Below are 17,167 nucleotides of genomic sequence, written 5' to 3'. Positions count from 1 at the left end.
TTATTTCGGTTCATTAAACAGCAAAGCCATGTTTCGACTTCGCTCAACATGACTTTATAAACCCTTCGACTTCGCTCAGGATTTACTCCACCGTTACGCTCTTTGCCAAATTACGTGGTTTATCAACATCCAATCCTTTTGCCACACCAATATAATAGGAGAGGAGTTGCAGCGGAATAACGCTCAACATCGGTGCAACAATTTCATCAGCCTCGGGTACAAACATGATATCATTGCTCATGGTAGGAATGGTTTCATCGTTCTCGGTAATGACAGCGATTACCTGGCCTTTCCTTGCTTTGATCTCCTGGATATTGCTAACGATCTTATCGTAGTAAGCGTCTTTTGTTGCAACAAACACAACTGGAAGTTTTTCATCAACCAATGCAATTGGTCCGTGTTTCATTTCAGCAGCAGGATATCCTTCTGCATGTATGTAAGAAATCTCTTTCAGCTTTAATGCGCCTTCCAATGCAACAGGAAAATTATATCCACGTCCGAGATAAAGAAAATCTCCGGCATCTTTATATTTCATGCCGATCTGTTTTACATTTTCTGCATCTTCAAGCAACAATTTTACTTTATCAGGAATTTCATGCAGTTCGTTCAACAAGTGCATATAACGTTCATGCGTGATCGTTCCTTTTTCCAATGCGATCTTCAAAGCCACCATTGTCAACACTGCTAACTGTGCAGTAAATGCTTTTGTACTGGCTACACCGATTTCAGGTCCGGCATGTGTATAGGCACCTGCATGTGATAAGCGTGCAATTGAACTACCCACCACATTCACAACGCCAAAAATAAATGCACCTTGTTCTTTTGCCTTATCAATCGCAACAATGGTATCAGCTGTTTCACCACTTTGTGAAATGGCAATGATCACATCGCCTTTGTTAATAACAGGGTTACGATAACGGAACTCACTTGCATATTCCACTTCAACAGGAATACGACAGAGTTCTTCAAAAATATATTCAGCAACAAGTCCTGCATGCCAGCTGGTACCGCATGCGATCATTACAATACGTTGTGCATTTTTTAATTGCTCCATATTGTTTTGCACGCCGGCCATTGTAATAGTTCCTGCAACAGGATCTAAACGTCCTCGTAAGCAATCATAAATGGTATGTGGTTGCTCATTGATCTCTTTGATCATGAAATGATCGTAGCCGCCTTTTTCAATAGCTGCTAATTCAAGATCAAGTTTCTGAACATAAGGAGTGATCTTTTCATTGCCGAGATTTTTCAGGATCAATTCATCGGCCTTCACAATCGCCAGTTCATAATCATTTACATAAACCACTTCTTTCGTGTACTCAATGATTGGTGATGCATCGCTTGCAAGAAAATGTTCGTTCTTGCCGATGCCAATTACCAGCGGACTTCCCTTGCGTGCTGCAATGATCGTATCGGGAGTTTCTTCATCAATCAATAAAATAACATAAGCACCCACCACACGTTTCAAAGCAATACGCACTGCTTCTTCAAGTGAGCATTCGTTATTGGTTTTAATATCTTCAATAAAGTTGAGAAGTACTTCAGTGTCTGTATCGCTTTTAAACGAATAGCCTTTTTTCAGCAATTCGTTTTTGATGGATACGTAGTTTTCAATGATGCCGTTGTGGATCATGGCCAGCTTGCCATTGTTGGAGAGGTGGGGGTGAGCGTTGCGGTCGCTTGGTTCACCATGTGTGGCCCAACGTGTATGGCCAATACCAATGGTTGATTGTACGTCCTTCCCAATAACTTCTTCTTCAAGCTGGGCAACTTTGCCTTTCTTTTTGTACACTTTCATTCCATGGTTCAAAAGCGCAACACCGGCACTATCGTAACCACGATACTCTAAACGTTTTAATCCTTTCAAGACAATGGGGTAGGCTTCCCTTGACCCTATATAGCCAACGATTCCACACATAATAATCAGTAGTTTGTTAGTTTACAAAGATGCAAAAATATGCCTAAGTGCAATCGGAAATGTTATGGGTGTAAGAGTTTATTCACAGGTGCAGCTTTTTACAGCTTTCACATTTCTTTATTAATCAGAAAAGCGATTGCAGCATCTATTGAATGAGAGTTTGGTAACAATTGAGGCGAATGGTTGATCTACTCAAAAGAAAGGATCATGAACAACTTAATTCACATTGCCGCTACGCTCGACAAGCCCGATCTGTTGGAAACTATGGTCGAACAATTAGCCTACCGTCGTATTGATCTCGGTTTTGGCAACCAGAAGGTACCTGTTGACAGCGAAGCGTTAGAAACATCATCATCTTCCATTTATCTTAGTGGAACTGTTGCATTAACAGAAGGCACTGAGCAGTTGAACATTCCGTTCATTACGAACTTCCTGTTCACTTGTGTAAAAGGAGAAGATGGTATTTACAAACTTGCCTGGAGTACGTCATTATCATAGTTGAACGATTGCTTGCTACATATCGGCGGTCTATGAAGTTCACCTGATTTTTCTTTCTGTTGCAGACCTGTAAAGCACATCCTGTTATAAAAAGCCCCGTCGTTATGACGGGGCTTTTCTATTTAGTTATCTTTCTTTTTTCGGAATGGCCACCATTTTTTTTTAGTGGTGTCTTTCTTTGGATCGGTTGCTGTTGGCTTCGGCTGATCTTTTTTTGGATCGGTATTTTTATCCGCTTGCTTCTTGGCTTCCTGCAAAACTTTTTGTTCTTCGCTGATCTGTGATTCAGGACCAAGTGTTGGATCAGGTGTTAACTTCAGATCGTTATAGTCTGATGAAGTTCCATTACCTGCGTCGGGATTTTCTGCGTCCGGTTCATTGCGATACCTGTCGGCAAAGTTTTCGAAATCCATAAAGGTTTCCATCTTCATACTTTCAGGCTGCACAAATTTGGCCTGGTTTGAAATAGCCAATGTTTTATCGTTAAAAACTTTATCGAAGAAGTAGCCCCAAATTGGCAACGCTGTTCGGTTACCTTCGCCCACCATTTTCAGGAATGGATCATCGCAACCAACCCAGCCACCTGCGAGCAACTGTGGATTAAAACCAATGAACCAGGTATCAGTATTGCCGTTGGTAGTTCCCGTTTTACCTGCAATTTCTCCCGTTAAGCCCATACCACGTAAACGCCGACCGGTGCCAATATCAATAACACCCTGCATCATCTTCACCATCGTGTATGCAGCAGCTTCACTCATCACTACTTTTTGTTCAGGCGCATAAGTTTGAAGAATGTTACCGTTGCGATCTTCAATACGGGTAATGAAAATAGGTTGAGTGCTCATGCCATTTGTCGGGAACATGGTATAACTCTGCATCATTTCAAACACACTTATTTCAGCAGCACCTAATGCAATAGATGGGTAAGGAGGTATTTCTGTTTTAACACCTGTTTGATGTGTAAAGTTGATGACACTCTTAACACCAAACTGGTTCATTAGATAAGCGGCACCAGGGTTTTTTGAAAACGCCAAACAAATAGCCATTGGACCACCTCCACCTGTGATCATTTTACCACCTAAATTGATTGGACCACTTGGCAACGGAGTTTCAGGTGTAAAACCATTTTCTACTGCATAAGCATAAAGAATAGGTTTGAATGTTGAACCCACCTGGCGCTTGGTATTCATGTTCACGTGATCAAACTTGAAATTTTTAAAGTTTACACCACCAACCCATGCTTTTACTTCACCAGTAAAAGGATCCATTACCATGAAACCTGTTTGAATGATCATCTTATGATAACGTACCGAATCATAAGGCGACATAATAGTGTCTGTTTCACGCTTTGCATTCCATGCAAACACCCTCATTTTTGTTTTTGTCTTGAATACTTTGCGTATCTCTTCTTCACTTGCACCGGCAGCTTCCATTTTTTTCCAACGGTCACTATCCTTCATACCACGCTCAAGAATATTTTCATGACCTTTCCAGATGCTGTTGTCTTTCACCCAAGGTAATGTCCAGTAATTTTTTTGCAATGCACTCATGTGCTTCGATACTGCTTCTTCAGCATACAACTGCATACGAGGATTGATGGTAGTGTAGATCTTTAAACCATCCCTGTAAATATTATAACTCTCTCCATTTGGCTTTTTATTTTCTTTCGCCCATTTCTTTACATGATCACGTAACACATCACGGAAATAAGGCGCAAGGCCCGCACTTTCATCCAGCTTTTTATACTTGAGGTTAATAGGTTTGTTCTTTAACTTTTCTGCTTCAGCTTCGCTCACAAAATTGTTGCGTACCATATCATTGATCACCGCATTTCTTTTTTGCATAGCTCTTGGCGGAAACAAACGTGGATTGTAAGCATAAGGTGCATTCACCATTCCTATGAGCAAAGCAGCTTCATCAACAGTTACCAATGATGGTTCTTTCTGGAAAAATGTTTTTGATGCGTTACGAATACCAAACACGTTATCGCTATACTCAACCGTGTTGAGGTATAATGCAACGATCTCATCTTTGGTAAAATTTCGTTCAAGTTTCACAGCAATGATCCATTCCTGGATTTTCTGGAATACACGACGAAACTTGTTCTTTGCACGCTCACGGAAAAGATTTAATGCTAATTGCTGGGTAATGGTACTACCTCCACCATCGCTGCCAAGTTTTGCAATGGCACGGGCAAGTGCACGACCATCGATACCTGAATGTTCGTAAAAACGCTCATCTTCAGCGGCGATTAATGCATTCACTATATTTTTTGAAATGTCTCTGTACTCTACGTTGGTGCGATCTTCGAGGTAAAACTTACCCATCATTGTACCATCGGAAGCAATTACTTCACTGGCAAGTGAAGCCGATGGATTTTCGAGTTCTTCAAGAGAAGGCATTTTGCCGAGCAGACCGAAATTTGCGCCGATCACAAGCAAAACAAACAGACCCATACCGATGAAAAAAGCACGCCAGAGATACTTGATTGGTTTACGCATAAGATGAGTAATGAGATGCAATTATATGCAAATTCAATACCAGACAAATCTATAACAATTCAGGGAGGCGAAAGGAAGAAGAATTGCTAAAATTTATCCTTAATGTACTGGCGTAAAAATGTTCTGTATTCCTGCATATTCTTCCTGGTTTTAAGCATTTCCAGGTTGCGATCGGAGATAATGACAAAGTTGTATTTAAGCTCAGGTAACCATGGAACTATCTGGCGGGCATTCTTTTTCCATTCTTCCATGTAACCAAGTGCAGTTGTTACATCTGAAAACTGGCCCATTTCCATCCAGGTGTTCTCTTTATCGCCTTCATAAATTTTCAACGGGATGTTTTGTCCTCCAAATGATGATGAATTATAACGCTGGTAAGCGGTTCTGGCTTCTGTTAAATACACAGGATCTACTTCGTCAAAATACATGAGCACCATGTAAGGGTCGGTGGCATTGTAGATATACGCCATTTCAACTTTTCCTTCCTTCAATGGTTTAATGGCCGTTGTATCCATGCCGGGCTTATTGCCAATAACAGGTTTGCCCGCATTATTGCGATCATTTTTGTTCGCATCTGTTTTTTCAATGGGTGCAACTGGTCGTTGAATGTTCGCATTGTTCTGGCCAGGAAGATTGAGCGGCTTTATTTGAGATGTTGAATCTTTTCTTGTTTCCTGTACGATCTTATTCACCTTTGTACCTTCATCAAAAGGAATTATCACGCTGTCTTCGGTTTGACGAACTATGTTGGTGCGGGTGAGGTAATCTTCAATTTCTGCACGACGGCTAACCACATCTTTCATTACCGCTGCTTTTTCGGCCATTGGAGTGCCGGGAAAATTGCGTTCAAGATTTGTCAACGTGAGAATAGCTACGCTATCATTTTTTTGTTTGATGTGATAGAGCGATTCGATGTATAATAATTGCGGCGTCCAGTACGAACTTCCGTATAATGAATCAGCTAACTTTTTCTCCTGTTGTGCTTCGTCAAATTTCCCGGAGATGAAGAGGTTGTAAATATTTTCGTAAGCAATTGTTTTTGCATCTTTCGAAACAACCGTTGGATTTTTTGATGCATTGATTTTCTGCAGCATGTCACCATTCGGATATTTTTTATTCAACTCACTTTGAAAGATAGAGGCTTTTTGTTTATCGCCGATCTTATTGTAGCAATAATATAATTCAAACAATACATCCTGCTCTCTTTCATAGTTACCAAAGCGCCTCCAGATTTCTTCAAATACCAAAGCAGCCTGTTGATAATCCTCCAGTTGATTTTTATAAATCTGTCCCTGCTCAAATAATGACTCAGCAATTTTTTTGTTGGATGCAAGTAATTTTTCTTCAGTAAGAGGCAAACGACTTTTTAAACCTTCCACTGTTAATTCATCAGCCGGAATTTTATCAACATCTACACTCACTTCTTCGCCGGCACTGTGATCATACTGTGGGGCCTGCATTTCTGGCTTAGCAGCATCAACAGCTGCCTGCCTGCGCCAGTTATCTATATTCGGTCTTGTCCCCCATTTTGATTTAAACTCACTAAACCCTCTCGACTTTTGAGCCGCATTATAGAAGTACCAGCTATTACCGCTACCGGCATTGGTGAAAAGAGGCGTGTTATCCTGTGTGCCTGTGTTTACCGCTAATGTTGGTGTGTAAGCAGCTTCTTCTTTTAAACCACGTTGCCTACGCAGTTTGCGTGCAAGTGATTTTAAGTAAGCATCCATTTCTTTCTCAGGCATTTTAGCTACCGCCTGCAAACTGTCTTGCTGCTTTACAACAGTAATTAAGTTCACCAACTGTTTCAGCATTTGCTGTTTTATCTGCAGTTGACCACTGATCTCAACAAGAGCCGCGTCTTGCATGTTCACACTATCAAGTGAGTGGGAGGCAAGTGTGTAATCTCTGCGTGCATAAGCTAGGTCAGAAAGTTTTACAAACGCTTTATTCTTTGTTGATGGATTTTCAGGCATGTAAGAAACACTTCGTTTCAGTAAATTGATCGCTTGTGTTGTGTCGCCTTTTTCCAAAGCCATACCCGCTGCAGCATAGAACAATACATCTTCATATCCGTCAAAACGTTCCTTCTTTGAAAGTTTCAACAGATCCGCCAATGTTTCAGCTACAGCATCACCACCATCTTTTTTTAATAACTGTGCTTCATAAATACGTGCATGTATATAAAGCACGGGATCAGTAGTATGTGATTTTGCTTTATTGAAATAAGATGATGCCAGTTCAGGTTGTTTTGTTTTTGCATAGAGCTGGGCCAGCAAATATTCCCAACGTGCCAGTTCTGTTTTATCTTCCGTTTCGCTCAAAGCATCTTTTAAATAAAAAGCAGTACTATCCCATTGTTCCTGTTTATAAAATGTATAAGCCTGCACTTCATTCAACTTAGCATGAAGTCGTTTAGGAAATGTGGGATCTTTCTTTAAGAGATTTATTAAGCTATAAGCTTCAGGATACAAATTATCTTCTGCATAAGTGCGTGCCAGCCAGATCAGTGCATCATTACGGCTTGGCTCATGCGAAAATGCTTTATGCACCAATCCTGTCTTTTCCTTCGTCGCAATATTCAGATCACCTTTTGTGGAGCGATCATTTGATCCAACAACAATAATATATTCGTCTTTTCCTTTTGGAAAGAAATTATAATTGATGAACTGGAAAATGCGGTAGGCCGAATCGTATTTCTGCCAGTAAAAATAACTCTGGCCAATAAGCAGGTACATGTTATCGATATAGCTGTTTCGCAGATCGTGCAACACAATGCCTGCTGTTGCTTTAAAGATTACCGAATCAAGCTCCATTGAATCGGCAGCTGTGTGATCAGTTGAATAATTATAGAAGGGAAGAAGTTGCGTATAATCATCCTGGTGGCTCAGCTTTGCTTTCTCCACAATAGCATTGATCTTGTTGGTGGCATTGTAATAAAAATTATAGTGCGTGACCATACTTTGGTAAACACGGCGGGGCAGGGTAAATTTCTTATCCTCTGTTTTTTCCGATCCAAGGATTTTATTCTCGTATTTTTTCGGTTTTACCAAGGGTAAGGTAAAATCAGGTTGTGCCGATGCAGAAAAGCAGCCCAGCAGGAGAACGATTAAGATGAGATTCAATTTAGGTACAATAATTGGCTGCATGCAGGCGTTGGGTCGTTTTTCTTAATTAACTCAATACGACCAAAAATATTTTAATTCACGGTAAAATCAGGAAGAATTTCTTTATTTCCACCTGTTAAACAGTAAATTTAGTCCTCATTTACAGTATGGCAACACGAATTGATGCAGAAAGTACATTGAAGCGCTTACGCAACCGCTACCGTTTGGTGGTGATGAACGACGATACCTATGAAGAAGTAGTAACATTTAAGTTATCCAGATTAAGCGTTTATGTCACTCTTAGCACCATTTTTGTGTTATTGGTGGGACTTACAGTAGCGCTGATCACCTTTACCAACCTTAAATATTATTTACCGGGGTATGGTTCGCAAAGTCAGCGTAAAGAGTTGATCTTCTATAAAACGAAGATCGATTCGCTGGAAAGATCGATGTTATATAAAGACCAATATCTTGACAACCTGAAAAAGGTATTATCGGGTGATGTAAAAACCAATGTGTTGGATACTGCAACCCTGAAAGTGCCTGAAGTAGAACGTTCGACACAATAAAAACCACTGCATATGTTCAACAGTAAATCCAGTTCCCAGGAAAAAGAATCCTCTACAGGTATGGCAACGATCGTTGCATCAGGTACCGAAATCAAAGGAAACATTGAAAGTAAAGGCGACATCCGGGTGGATGGTACGCTCCATGGAAACCTCTCGACTTCATCCAAAGTGTTGGTTGGCCCATCGGGTAAAATTTATGGTGATGTTGTTGCTCAACAAGCCGATGTGCTTGGACAGATCAACGGCACCATTAAAGTAACTGAGTTGCTTTACCTGAAAGGCAGTTGCCAGATCAATGGTAATATTTATGCCGGTCAGTTGCAGGTTGATGCTACAGCTTCGTTCAATGGCGAATGTCATATGGGCGCTGCTGCTGTCTCAAATGCACCATTGGCCAGCGTGCTGGAGATCAGCAAAGAATCTTTAAATGCCGCAGCCAACGACCAATAAACAAAACAGGGAAACAAAAACAAATAAGCAATACCTGATGCAGTATGCCGGCCTTGCCTCGCAACTGCTCGTGGGATTGGGCTTAGCCGTATTTTTGGGGCTGAAAGCGGATGGCTGGTTGAAACTCAACTTTCCTTTATTGGGATGGCTATTGCCATTGGTAGTTTTAATGGCCATGTTTTACCGCATACTCAAAGACACATCTAAGAAATCATGAAGAAAGAAACACGTCAGCTTTTTGTTCCCCTTGTTATTTTGTTTATCGTTCTTAACGCCTTGTTCATTAGCGGCAAAAGCTGGCTTACCAAATATGGTATGAGCCAGGATGTGCTGATCATTGGCAACGTTGTGTTGTTTGTTGTAACCATTGCATCGCTGTATTTTCATGTAAAGGGCTTTTTGCATAAAAACATCCAGGTGTTTTTTCGCAGTGTGTATGGTGCACTCATGATTAAGATGTTTATTTGTGCCGCTGCTGTAATTATTTATGCCATGGCAGCAAAGCCCAACATTAATAAGCCTGCCTTATATGTTTGCATGGCCTTGTATTTTGTTTATTCATTTATGGAAGTGCGGATGGTGTTTCGCCTGTTGAAGCAGAAGAAAGAGAATAAGAATAATGAGTAAGAAGGAAGTTCCATTACATGCATTAGCCGCCTATTTACCCGATGGTTCGCTTGAACCGGTGCTGCAGTATCTCCACGAATATAAAATTCACTTAACCATTACCAGGGAACGTAACAGTATATTGGGTGATTACCGGCATGCAATCAATCAAAAGAATCACCGTATCAGTGTTAATGGTAATCTCAATAAATATGGATTTCTTGTTACGTTGCTGCACGAAATAGCACACTTACTTGCATTTGAAATTTACGGTCATCGTATTGCAGCCCATGGCAAAGAATGGAAACATGAGTATGGAAAAATACTTGCACAATTTCTTTTGAAAAAAGTTTTTCCTGTTGATATTGAAAAAGCATTGATGAAATCCTTGCAGAATCCTTCGGCCACCAGTTGTGGTGAAGAACATTTAATGCGTGTGCTTCGTAACTACGATGAAAGGAAGAATGGAGAAGTATTGGTGGAAGAGTTGCAGCAAGACCAGTTGTTTAAAACTAAAGATGGCCGTGTTTTTCAGAAAAAAGAAAAGTTACGCAAGCGACATAAAGCAGTTGATGTGAAAAGCGGGGCGGTTTATTTGTTTAGTGGGGTGTATGAGGTGGAAGTTGTAAGTTCCTAGTTTTTGAAGTTGAAATACAACTTACAACAAAGAACTTCAGAACTTTTATTAAAGCTTCTTCAACATCCATCGATCGCAACCAAAATGTCCGCTGTTGCCAAGTGGTCCGTCTAAGTATTCAAATCCGAAAAGTTCATAAATTTTTAATGCCTGCTTCAGCTCCGGCATAGTTTCCAAATACACCTGTTCATAGCCGTTATCTTTTGCCCAGCTCAAACATTGTTCGATCATTCGTTTGCCCAAACCTTTACCACGTGCATCTTTGTGCAAATACATCTTTACCAGTTCGCAAGTTTTAGCAGGCAAACCTTCAGTTGGATAAATACCACCGCCGCCTAATAATGTTTCTTCTTCTTCCGCAACAAAATAAAAACTGCCTTTGGTTTGAAAAAGCTCATACAATGCATCGGTAGTGGGATCATAGAATACAGTACCCGGTTTGTTGGCACCAAACTCGGCAAGTGAAGTGCGTACGATCACTGCCAACGCTGCATTATCTCCTGGTTCAATGGGGCGAATGTTAACAGGTGAAGCCATGTATCAAAGCTAAATGGAAAAGCATTTTCCACAAAGACACAAAAAAAGGAAGAATCCTTTCTTCCTTTGCGTGCTTAGAGACTTTGCGTCTTTGTGGCAATAATTAATAAGTATCTTCTAAGGAATATTGTCCACCACCTAAGATGATACCGATTTTTATGCCGAGATAATTATTATTGATCTCACCGGTTTTGCCAACGAAATTATATTCAACGGCTGCACGTATATGCCATATCTCCACACCCACCCTTGCCATCCCACCAAACTTGGTTGAAGCCGGAACGGTAATCTCACCACCATTGTCGCTATTCGCTTCAATACTCAGGAAATTATAAACACCTGCGCCTCCTCCAATAAATGGACGCACAGTGCGGTTGGCAAAATAATATTCAGCAGTAGGCACAAATGAAATGCCCACACCGGCTTCGCCGTTGGCATTCGGATCTGTTCCGTTAAAGCCAGCAAAACCACGGGCCATTGCCGTAGCTTCCATACGTAAACCAACAGTTAAACGATCCAATGCATTGAAGCGTGGTTCCAAGGCCAGCAACACACCAGCTTTCGCACCCTTACCTGCCGGGCGGGCAAGACCAGCATCAAGTAATACTTCAAATGGTTTAAAATGATGTTGTGTTTCGAAACGGAGTTGTGCTGAGGCCGATTGAATGATAAACAAACTAACGAGTAAAACAAAACTGTTACGGAGTAGTCCTTTCATGTGATAATTGGTTGATGGTTTGCAATGCATGATCGTGTTCAAAAAACAAGCCGACCAAGCAAAGTGAATGGTTAAACTATTCACAAGGTATAAAAACGAATGCCATACGAAAATCGTATGGCACCGTCTGTTTATTTTTCGTTCAGTTTACGCTACTGCCTGTTTTACCAATGCAGCTGCTTCACTTAACTGAATAGCACTTTGTACTTTCAATCCACTTTCATCGATCAGTTTCTTTGCTTCTTCAGCATTTGTACCTTGTAAACGTACGATGATGGGAACCGGAATATTACCAATTGTTTTGTAGGCTTCAATTACACCTGCAGCAACACGGTCGCAACGAACAATACCACCAAAGATGTTGATGAGAATTGCTTTTACATTCGGATCTTTCAAGATAATCTTGAAACCAGCTTCAACTGTTTGTGCATTAGCAGTACCACCTACATCAAGGAAGTTTGCCGGTTGTCCACCACTCAACTGGATCATATCCATGGTTGCCATCGCCAAGCCAGCACCGTTCACCATACAACCTACGTTACCATCAAGCTTAATAAAGTTGAGGTTATGATTTCCTGCTTCCACTTCTGTAGGATCTTCTTCTGTTGTATCACGCATGTTTGCAACATCGGGATGACGCATCAACGCATTATCATCAATGTTCATTTTGCAATCCACTGCAATGATCTTGTTATCGGCTGCTTTAAACAACGGATTAATTTCAAGCATACCACAATCCAATCCAACGTATGCGTTATACAAGTTTGTTACAAACTTCACACAGTTCTTAAATGCTTCACCACTTAAGCCAAGATTAAACGCAATCTTTCTTGCCTGGAAAGCTTGTAGGGGTCCACCTGGGTTTACCCACTCTTTAAATATTTTTTCAGGAGTGTCATGTGCCACATCTTCAATGTTCATACCACCTTCGGTACTGTACATGATCACGTTTTGTTTTTTTGTACGATCTAATAAAATAGACAGATAAAATTCTTTACGCTCTGTTGGTCCATCGTAATACATATCCTGTGCAACCAATATCTTGTTCACCACTTTACCTGCAGGGCCTGTTTGAATGGTTACCAAAGTGCCACCTAAAATACCTTTGGCAAACTCAGTGATCTGCTCAATATTCTTCGCCACTTTAACACCGTTTATTCCACTTTCTTTCACTGTTCCTTTACCACGACCACCCGCATGAATTTGTGCTTTTACAACTGCAAAGTTGCTGCCGCTCTGGTTCTTTATCTGGCGGTAAGCTTCTTCGGCTTCATGTACTGTGTTGCAGGCAAATCCTTCCTGCACCGGAACATTGTATTTCTTCAATAGTTCCTTAGCTTGATATTCGTGGAGGTTCATATTGCGAAAAAATTTCGGCGAAGATAAGGAAAGAACAAAGAGGTTTATCCAATTTGCAGAGTTGCGGGAAGCGAGCTAACGGCAGTAAGGAAGAAGTTCTAAGTTATAAAGTTCAGAAGTTGTGAAGCTTCAGTTTTTGTTTTCGTCCATAATGTTTTCACTTCGTACTTCCGAATTCCTACCCCGTACTTATTCTTATATTTGCCGCCTTACATAAATTGAAGCAATGGGAGAATTACTGAATAAGATAAACGAAACGGTTGCTTATATCCGCAGCCAGTATGCACAGGAATCATCAGTGGGTGTTGTGTTAGGAAGTGGATTAGGTCACTTTACTGATGAGCTGCAAATTGAAAAAGAGATCAGCTATAACGATATACCGCACTTTCCCGTATCAACCGTAGAAGGTCATAAAGGGAAGTTGGTGTTTGGTAAACTCGGTGATAAAAATGTGGTGGTAATGGCTGGTCGATTTCATTACTATGAAGGTTATTCTATTCAGGATGTGGTGTATCCAATTCGGGTGATGAAATACTTAGGCGTGCAATCGCTTGTTATCAGCAATGCAGCAGGTGGGGTTAATATTGGTTTTAAAGTTGGTGATTTGATGATCATCAAAGATCATATCAGTCAGCTTACACCAAATCCGCTTATTGGTAAAAACATGAGTGAGCTCGGTCCACGTTTTCCTGATATGAGTGAACCTTACAAAAAAGAATTCATTAAAAAAGCAAAGGCTATTGCAACTACTATGAATATAGATGTAAAGGAAGGTGTGTATTGCGGTGTTACCGGACCAACATTTGAAACACGTAGTGAATATAAAATGATTCAAGTACTGGGTGGCGATGCAGTGGGCATGAGTACCGTTGCCGAAGTAATTGCAGCAATACACATGAGCATTCCTGTTTTTGCTATGAGCGTGATCACTGATATTGGTATTCGTGAAGAAGAAAACGTGATCACCCACGAAGAAGTGTTGCAGGCGGCGAAGGAAGCTGAACCCAAAATGACGGCAATAGTGAAACAATTGATTCTGGAACTTTAAGTTGCCTTTAATAAGTCACTTGTTTAATTCTTTTATTTTTGCACGGGCTGGTAAAGCCCGTTTTTCACACATGACCCGTTTACTACTGTTATTATTACTGCTTTTTTCAACGTATGCAATGCAGGCGCAAAATCCATTACAACGATTGCCGGGCGCAGGTTTGCTGGGTGGTAACAGGATTGGTGGCGGCGGTGGAGGAGGAGGAGGCGGTCCGTTTAAAGATACTTTATTACATCGCACGGGTTTGGAAGATTCTATTACCATTGCATTCCGTTACCTCGATACGGCCCGTTTTTCTTATCTCGATTCAACAGTAAACGATTTTAGTAAGCGATGGCATCTGCCATGGACCCATATTTTCCTTGGGAACACAGGTAGCGCTTCACGTTCTTTGTTATTTACACCTAATATGAAGCCAGGTTGGGATCATGGCTTCCATGCATACGACGCTTATATTCCCAAAGTGGAAGAAACAAAGTTTTTCAATACCACCAGGCCTTATACTCAGTTCGATTATATTCTTGGTGCAAAAATGGAGCAAAGTATTGGCGTTTTGCACACGCAAAACATCAGGTACAATTGGAACGCCGCTTTTAATTTTAAATTGATCAATGCGCCCGGTATTTTCCGTAATACAAAGAATAATCATAGCAATGTAAATTTCAATACCTGGTACACAACACCCAACAGGAGATACACTGTTTATTTTATTGCGGCACATAACAAGATCGGTGCAACAGAGAATGGTGGTATCAAGAGTATAAAATTTCTTGATAGTCTGCCTTACTTTGCTGAACGTTTCAGTATTCCAACCAACATTGGTGGTGCCGAAGCTATCCAGAATAGTTTTTTAAGTAATACAATTACAACAGGCAATCGGTATACTGTCACAAATTTTTTATTGCGTCATCACTACGATATTGGGAAAAAAGATTCTTTGGTGGTGAATGATTCAACTACTATCTATTTATACAATCCACGCTTTCGTTTTCAGCATACCGTGCAATTCAATAAGTACAAGTTTGAGTATGCCGATTCAAAAGTTGATACGGCTGGTTATAGATTGCTGTATGGTATTAGCAACCTTTCTTCAACCCTTGGTATAAAAGATTATTGGCAAGTATTTACAAACGAAGCCGCCATTTATTCCTTTCCTGATATCAAAAATCAACAGCAGTTTATTAAAGCGGCTGCGGGTTACCAACAGCTGGAAGCAGATTTTGGATCGGTTGAGCCTTCTTTTTCCAATCTTTATCTTAACGGCGAGTACCGGAACAAAACAAGAAATAAGAAATGGGATATGGAACTGGCCGGTACGCTTTATATCGGTGGCTTTAATGCGGGTGATTACAATGTACACGCTTCATTGAAACGTTTAATAGGTCAGAAGCTTGGTTATCTCACTCTTGGTTTTGATAATGTGAATCGGAAGCCATCATTCATTCACGATGACAGGAGTAATTTTAAAAAACTGAATCTTGGTAATACCAGTTTTAAAAATGAGAACACAACTATTGCATCAGCTTTGTATGAATTACCGCAACAGAAATTGAAGTTGGGTGCAAAATACTTTCTGGCTGCAAACTATATCTATTTTAAAAATTATTCGCAGGCCGACCAGGAAGCTACTTTGTTCAATGTGTTGCAACTACAATTGGAAAAACAATTTCGTGTTGGCCGTCATTGGAACTGGTATATTGAAGCGTATGCGCAACAATCAACCGCAGGTGCGCCGGTAAATCTTCCCTTATTGTTTACGAGAAATCGTTTTGCGTTTGAAGGGAAATTCTTTAAAACGCTCAACCTGAGCACAGGTGTTGAATTGCGTTATCATACTCCATACAAAGCCGATGGCTATTCGCCTATGCTTGGCCAGTTCTTTTTGCAGAATGATACCACCATCAACAATTTGCCCGATATCGCCGCTTATCTTCAGTTCAGAATCAGGAGCCTGAGCGTGTTTCTGAGAGCTGAGAATCTCAACACTTTTCAATTAGGCGCCAGCAATGGGTTCCTAAATAACAATTTAGCCGCACCTTTAAGTCCAACACCTGGGTTTTTTATCCGTTTTGGCGTTTATTGGGGTTTTGTTAACTGACGGGCATCATATCCTTTTGGAATCAATTGTTTATCTTTGCCAACGTGCTGAAGAAGTTATTCATATCAATGATTGCTCTGCTTTACCTTTCCGCCACCAGCGGAATGGTGATGAATGTGCATTATTGTATGGGTAAGTTTTCATCCATCAGCTTTGGCCACGAAAAGGATCATAATGACGGTAACTGCGATAAGTGCGGTATGCTGAAAACCGAAAACCATTGTTGCAAGGATGAAGTATCGGAAGTGAAGTTGAATGATGCACATCAAATTTCATCAATCGATTTTGAACTCTCAGGCATCAGTGCATCTCAGCCTGTTCAGATGGTTGATTTAAACGATCCTGAACAAGGATTGTCGGCTCCACCGGTTAATGCTTATGTTTCCCCTCCTCCAAAGACTTTCAATAAAGTCTATCTCGATGTACGCAATTTCTTAATTTAGTTTAGGTTGATCATTCGTTTTTGTTCTGCTTAGCGGAACTGTATTCTTATTTAAATCAACTTAAAATTTTCAAAAATGAAATCAATTCAGTTAATGGCTGCATTCATCTTTTTGTTTGCAGGTGTATCAACAATAAATGCCCAATCTAAAACAAGCGGTAAACAAGCTTCAGTAAAAACTTCTGTATTTAAAGTATGGGGTAATTGCGGCATGTGTAAGAAAACAATTGAAGGCGCTGCTAAAACAAGCGGTGCATCATTTGCAGAATGGAATGAGGATAGTAAAATGCTGACAGTAAAATACGCTGCTGCAAAATCGTCTGACGAGAAAATCCAGAAGGGTGTAGCAGGTGCAGGTTACGACAATGAAAAATATACAGCACCCGATGATGTATATAATAACTTACACGAGTGCTGCAAATACGATCGTAAAGTTGCAACTACAACCGCAACTGAAGCGGCTGCATGTTGCATGAAAGATGGTAAATGCATAGGTGATAAAGCATGTTGCAAAAAAGTTGAAGGCAAATCTGATTGCTGTGCAAACGGAAACTGTGCTAAAGAAGGTGGATGCTGCGCAGGAATGAAATGTGAAAAAGGTAGCGATTGCTGCAAGAAAGAAGGCATAGTTGCCATGGCAGATTGCTGCAAAGATGGTAAGTGCACACATCACTAAAAG

General features: G+C 40.6%; 16 protein-coding genes. 10 read left to right on the top strand and 6 right to left on the bottom strand.

What is annotated here, in order from left to right; genetic code table 11:
• Nucleotides 1–82: 82 nt before the first annotated feature.
• Nucleotides 83–1,918, bottom strand: coding sequence for a glutamine--fructose-6-phosphate transaminase (isomerizing) (glmS, locus tag ACO1QW_RS12500; protein WP_486258996.1), 1,836 nt, complete (start codon nt 1,916–1,918; stop codon nt 83–85).
• A gap of 207 nt (nt 1,919–2,125) precedes the next feature.
• On the opposite strand from glmS, the gene ACO1QW_RS12495 reads away from it, so the two are divergent.
• The gene (locus tag ACO1QW_RS12495) at nt 2,126–2,416 is read left to right on the top strand and encodes a hypothetical protein (protein WP_486258995.1); all 291 of its coding nucleotides are present in this window, start codon (nt 2,126–2,128) and stop codon (nt 2,414–2,416) included.
• A 122-nt stretch (nt 2,417–2,538) separates the two neighbouring features.
• On the opposite strand, the gene ACO1QW_RS12490 is transcribed toward ACO1QW_RS12495, so the two are convergent.
• Nucleotides 2,539–4,917 carry a transglycosylase domain-containing protein gene (locus ACO1QW_RS12490; protein ID WP_486258994.1) on the bottom strand — a complete coding sequence of 793 codons (2,379 nt, stop codon included), beginning with the start codon at nt 4,915–4,917 and terminating at the stop codon, nt 2,539–2,541.
• Between the two features lie 86 nt (nt 4,918–5,003).
• Nucleotides 5,004–8,066, bottom strand: coding sequence for a type IX secretion system periplasmic lipoprotein PorW/SprE (gene porW, locus ACO1QW_RS12485; RefSeq protein ID WP_486258992.1), 3,063 nt, complete (start codon nt 8,064–8,066; stop codon nt 5,004–5,006).
• Nucleotides 8,067–8,191: 125 nt separating this feature from the next.
• Here porW and ACO1QW_RS12480 point away from each other — a divergent pair, with 125 nt between their 5' ends.
• From ACO1QW_RS12480 to ACO1QW_RS12460, 5 genes are read left to right on the top strand one after another with little or no spacing between them, the layout of a single operon-like run.
• On the top strand, nt 8,192–8,593 hold the full coding sequence (locus ACO1QW_RS12480) for a hypothetical protein (RefSeq protein WP_486258990.1): 402 nt from the start codon (nt 8,192–8,194) through the stop codon (nt 8,591–8,593).
• Nucleotides 8,594–8,605: 12 nt separating this feature from the next.
• Nucleotides 8,606–9,043, top strand: a complete 438-nt coding sequence (locus ACO1QW_RS12475; RefSeq protein WP_486258988.1) for a bactofilin family protein — start codon at nt 8,606–8,608, stop codon at nt 9,041–9,043.
• Nucleotides 9,021–9,260 (top strand): hypothetical protein, encoded by a 240-nt coding sequence (locus tag ACO1QW_RS12470; RefSeq protein ID WP_486258986.1) that lies wholly within the window; start codon nt 9,021–9,023, stop codon nt 9,258–9,260. Before ACO1QW_RS12475 ends, ACO1QW_RS12470 begins: the two co-directional genes overlap by 23 nt.
• Nucleotides 9,257–9,670 (top strand): hypothetical protein, encoded by a 414-nt coding sequence (locus ACO1QW_RS12465; RefSeq protein ID WP_486258985.1) that lies wholly within the window; start codon nt 9,257–9,259, stop codon nt 9,668–9,670. Before ACO1QW_RS12470 ends, ACO1QW_RS12465 begins: the two co-directional genes overlap by 4 nt.
• Nucleotides 9,663–10,286 (top strand): SprT-like domain-containing protein, encoded by a 624-nt coding sequence (locus tag ACO1QW_RS12460; protein ID WP_486258983.1) that lies wholly within the window; start codon nt 9,663–9,665, stop codon nt 10,284–10,286. The genes ACO1QW_RS12465 and ACO1QW_RS12460 overlap by 8 nt, the downstream gene beginning before the upstream one ends.
• A gap of 48 nt (nt 10,287–10,334) precedes the next feature.
• Here ACO1QW_RS12460 and ACO1QW_RS12455 read toward each other — a convergent pair whose 3' ends face one another.
• The 3 genes from ACO1QW_RS12455 to sucC all read right to left on the bottom strand — a co-directional run bounded on the left by ACO1QW_RS12455 (nt 10,335) and on the right by sucC (nt 12,900).
• Complete coding sequence (locus tag ACO1QW_RS12455) at nt 10,335–10,823, bottom strand: GNAT family N-acetyltransferase (RefSeq protein ID WP_486258981.1); 489 nt, start codon at nt 10,821–10,823, stop codon at nt 10,335–10,337.
• Between the two features lie 103 nt (nt 10,824–10,926).
• Nucleotides 10,927–11,541 carry a hypothetical protein gene (locus ACO1QW_RS12450; RefSeq protein WP_486258979.1) on the bottom strand — a complete coding sequence of 205 codons (615 nt, stop codon included), beginning with the start codon at nt 11,539–11,541 and terminating at the stop codon, nt 10,927–10,929.
• A 147-nt stretch (nt 11,542–11,688) separates the two neighbouring features.
• Complete coding sequence (gene sucC, locus ACO1QW_RS12445; protein WP_486258977.1) at nt 11,689–12,900, bottom strand: ADP-forming succinate--CoA ligase subunit beta; 1,212 nt, start codon at nt 12,898–12,900, stop codon at nt 11,689–11,691.
• A 226-nt stretch (nt 12,901–13,126) separates the two neighbouring features.
• Here sucC and ACO1QW_RS12440 point away from each other — a divergent pair, with 226 nt between their 5' ends.
• The 4 genes from ACO1QW_RS12440 (at nt 13,127) to ACO1QW_RS12425 (ending at nt 17,164) form a co-directional block, all read left to right on the top strand.
• Nucleotides 13,127–13,948, top strand: coding sequence for a purine-nucleoside phosphorylase (locus ACO1QW_RS12440; protein ID WP_486258976.1), 822 nt, complete (start codon nt 13,127–13,129; stop codon nt 13,946–13,948).
• A gap of 70 nt (nt 13,949–14,018) precedes the next feature.
• On the top strand, nt 14,019–16,046 hold the full coding sequence (locus ACO1QW_RS12435) for a putative porin (RefSeq protein ID WP_486258974.1): 2,028 nt from the start codon (nt 14,019–14,021) through the stop codon (nt 16,044–16,046).
• Between the two features lie 44 nt (nt 16,047–16,090).
• Nucleotides 16,091–16,489, top strand: coding sequence for an HYC_CC_PP family protein (locus ACO1QW_RS12430; RefSeq protein WP_486258972.1), 399 nt, complete (start codon nt 16,091–16,093; stop codon nt 16,487–16,489).
• Between the two features lie 75 nt (nt 16,490–16,564).
• A complete protein-coding gene (locus ACO1QW_RS12425) occupies nt 16,565–17,164 on the top strand; it encodes a heavy-metal-associated domain-containing protein (RefSeq protein WP_486258970.1) in 600 nt (199 codons plus the stop codon).
• Nucleotides 17,165–17,167: the final 3 nt, after the last annotated feature.

The organism is Lacibacter sp. (assembly GCF_057361365.1).
Note: the sequence above shows the minus strand (reverse complement) of the source record. Positions and strands in the feature narration are given on the sequence as shown.

Bases quoted from the DNA above. Each gene is read 5' to 3' on its own strand.
- glmS (WP_486258996.1), bottom strand. From the start codon at position 1,918: ATGTGTGGAATCGTTGGCTATATAGGGTCAAGGGAAGCCTACCCCATT.
- ACO1QW_RS12495 (WP_486258995.1), top strand. From the start codon at position 2,126: ATGAACAACTTAATTCACATTGCCGCTACGCTCGACAAGCCCGATCTG.
- ACO1QW_RS12490 (WP_486258994.1), bottom strand. From the start codon at position 4,917: ATGCGTAAACCAATCAAGTATCTCTGGCGTGCTTTTTTCATCGGTATG.
- porW (WP_486258992.1), bottom strand. From the start codon at position 8,066: ATGCAGCCAATTATTGTACCTAAATTGAATCTCATCTTAATCGTTCTC.
- ACO1QW_RS12480 (WP_486258990.1), top strand. From the start codon at position 8,192: ATGGCAACACGAATTGATGCAGAAAGTACATTGAAGCGCTTACGCAAC.
- ACO1QW_RS12475 (WP_486258988.1), top strand. From the start codon at position 8,606: ATGTTCAACAGTAAATCCAGTTCCCAGGAAAAAGAATCCTCTACAGGT.
- ACO1QW_RS12470 (WP_486258986.1), top strand. From the start codon at position 9,021: ATGCCGCAGCCAACGACCAATAAACAAAACAGGGAAACAAAAACAAAT.
- ACO1QW_RS12465 (WP_486258985.1), top strand. From the start codon at position 9,257: ATGAAGAAAGAAACACGTCAGCTTTTTGTTCCCCTTGTTATTTTGTTT.
- ACO1QW_RS12460 (WP_486258983.1), top strand. From the start codon at position 9,663: ATGAGTAAGAAGGAAGTTCCATTACATGCATTAGCCGCCTATTTACCC.
- ACO1QW_RS12455 (WP_486258981.1), bottom strand. From the start codon at position 10,823: ATGGCTTCACCTGTTAACATTCGCCCCATTGAACCAGGAGATAATGCA.
- ACO1QW_RS12450 (WP_486258979.1), bottom strand. From the start codon at position 11,541: ATGAAAGGACTACTCCGTAACAGTTTTGTTTTACTCGTTAGTTTGTTT.
- sucC (WP_486258977.1), bottom strand. From the start codon at position 12,900: ATGAACCTCCACGAATATCAAGCTAAGGAACTATTGAAGAAATACAAT.
- ACO1QW_RS12440 (WP_486258976.1), top strand. From the start codon at position 13,127: ATGGGAGAATTACTGAATAAGATAAACGAAACGGTTGCTTATATCCGC.
- ACO1QW_RS12435 (WP_486258974.1), top strand. From the start codon at position 14,019: ATGACCCGTTTACTACTGTTATTATTACTGCTTTTTTCAACGTATGCA.
- ACO1QW_RS12425 (WP_486258970.1), top strand. From the start codon at position 16,565: ATGAAATCAATTCAGTTAATGGCTGCATTCATCTTTTTGTTTGCAGGT.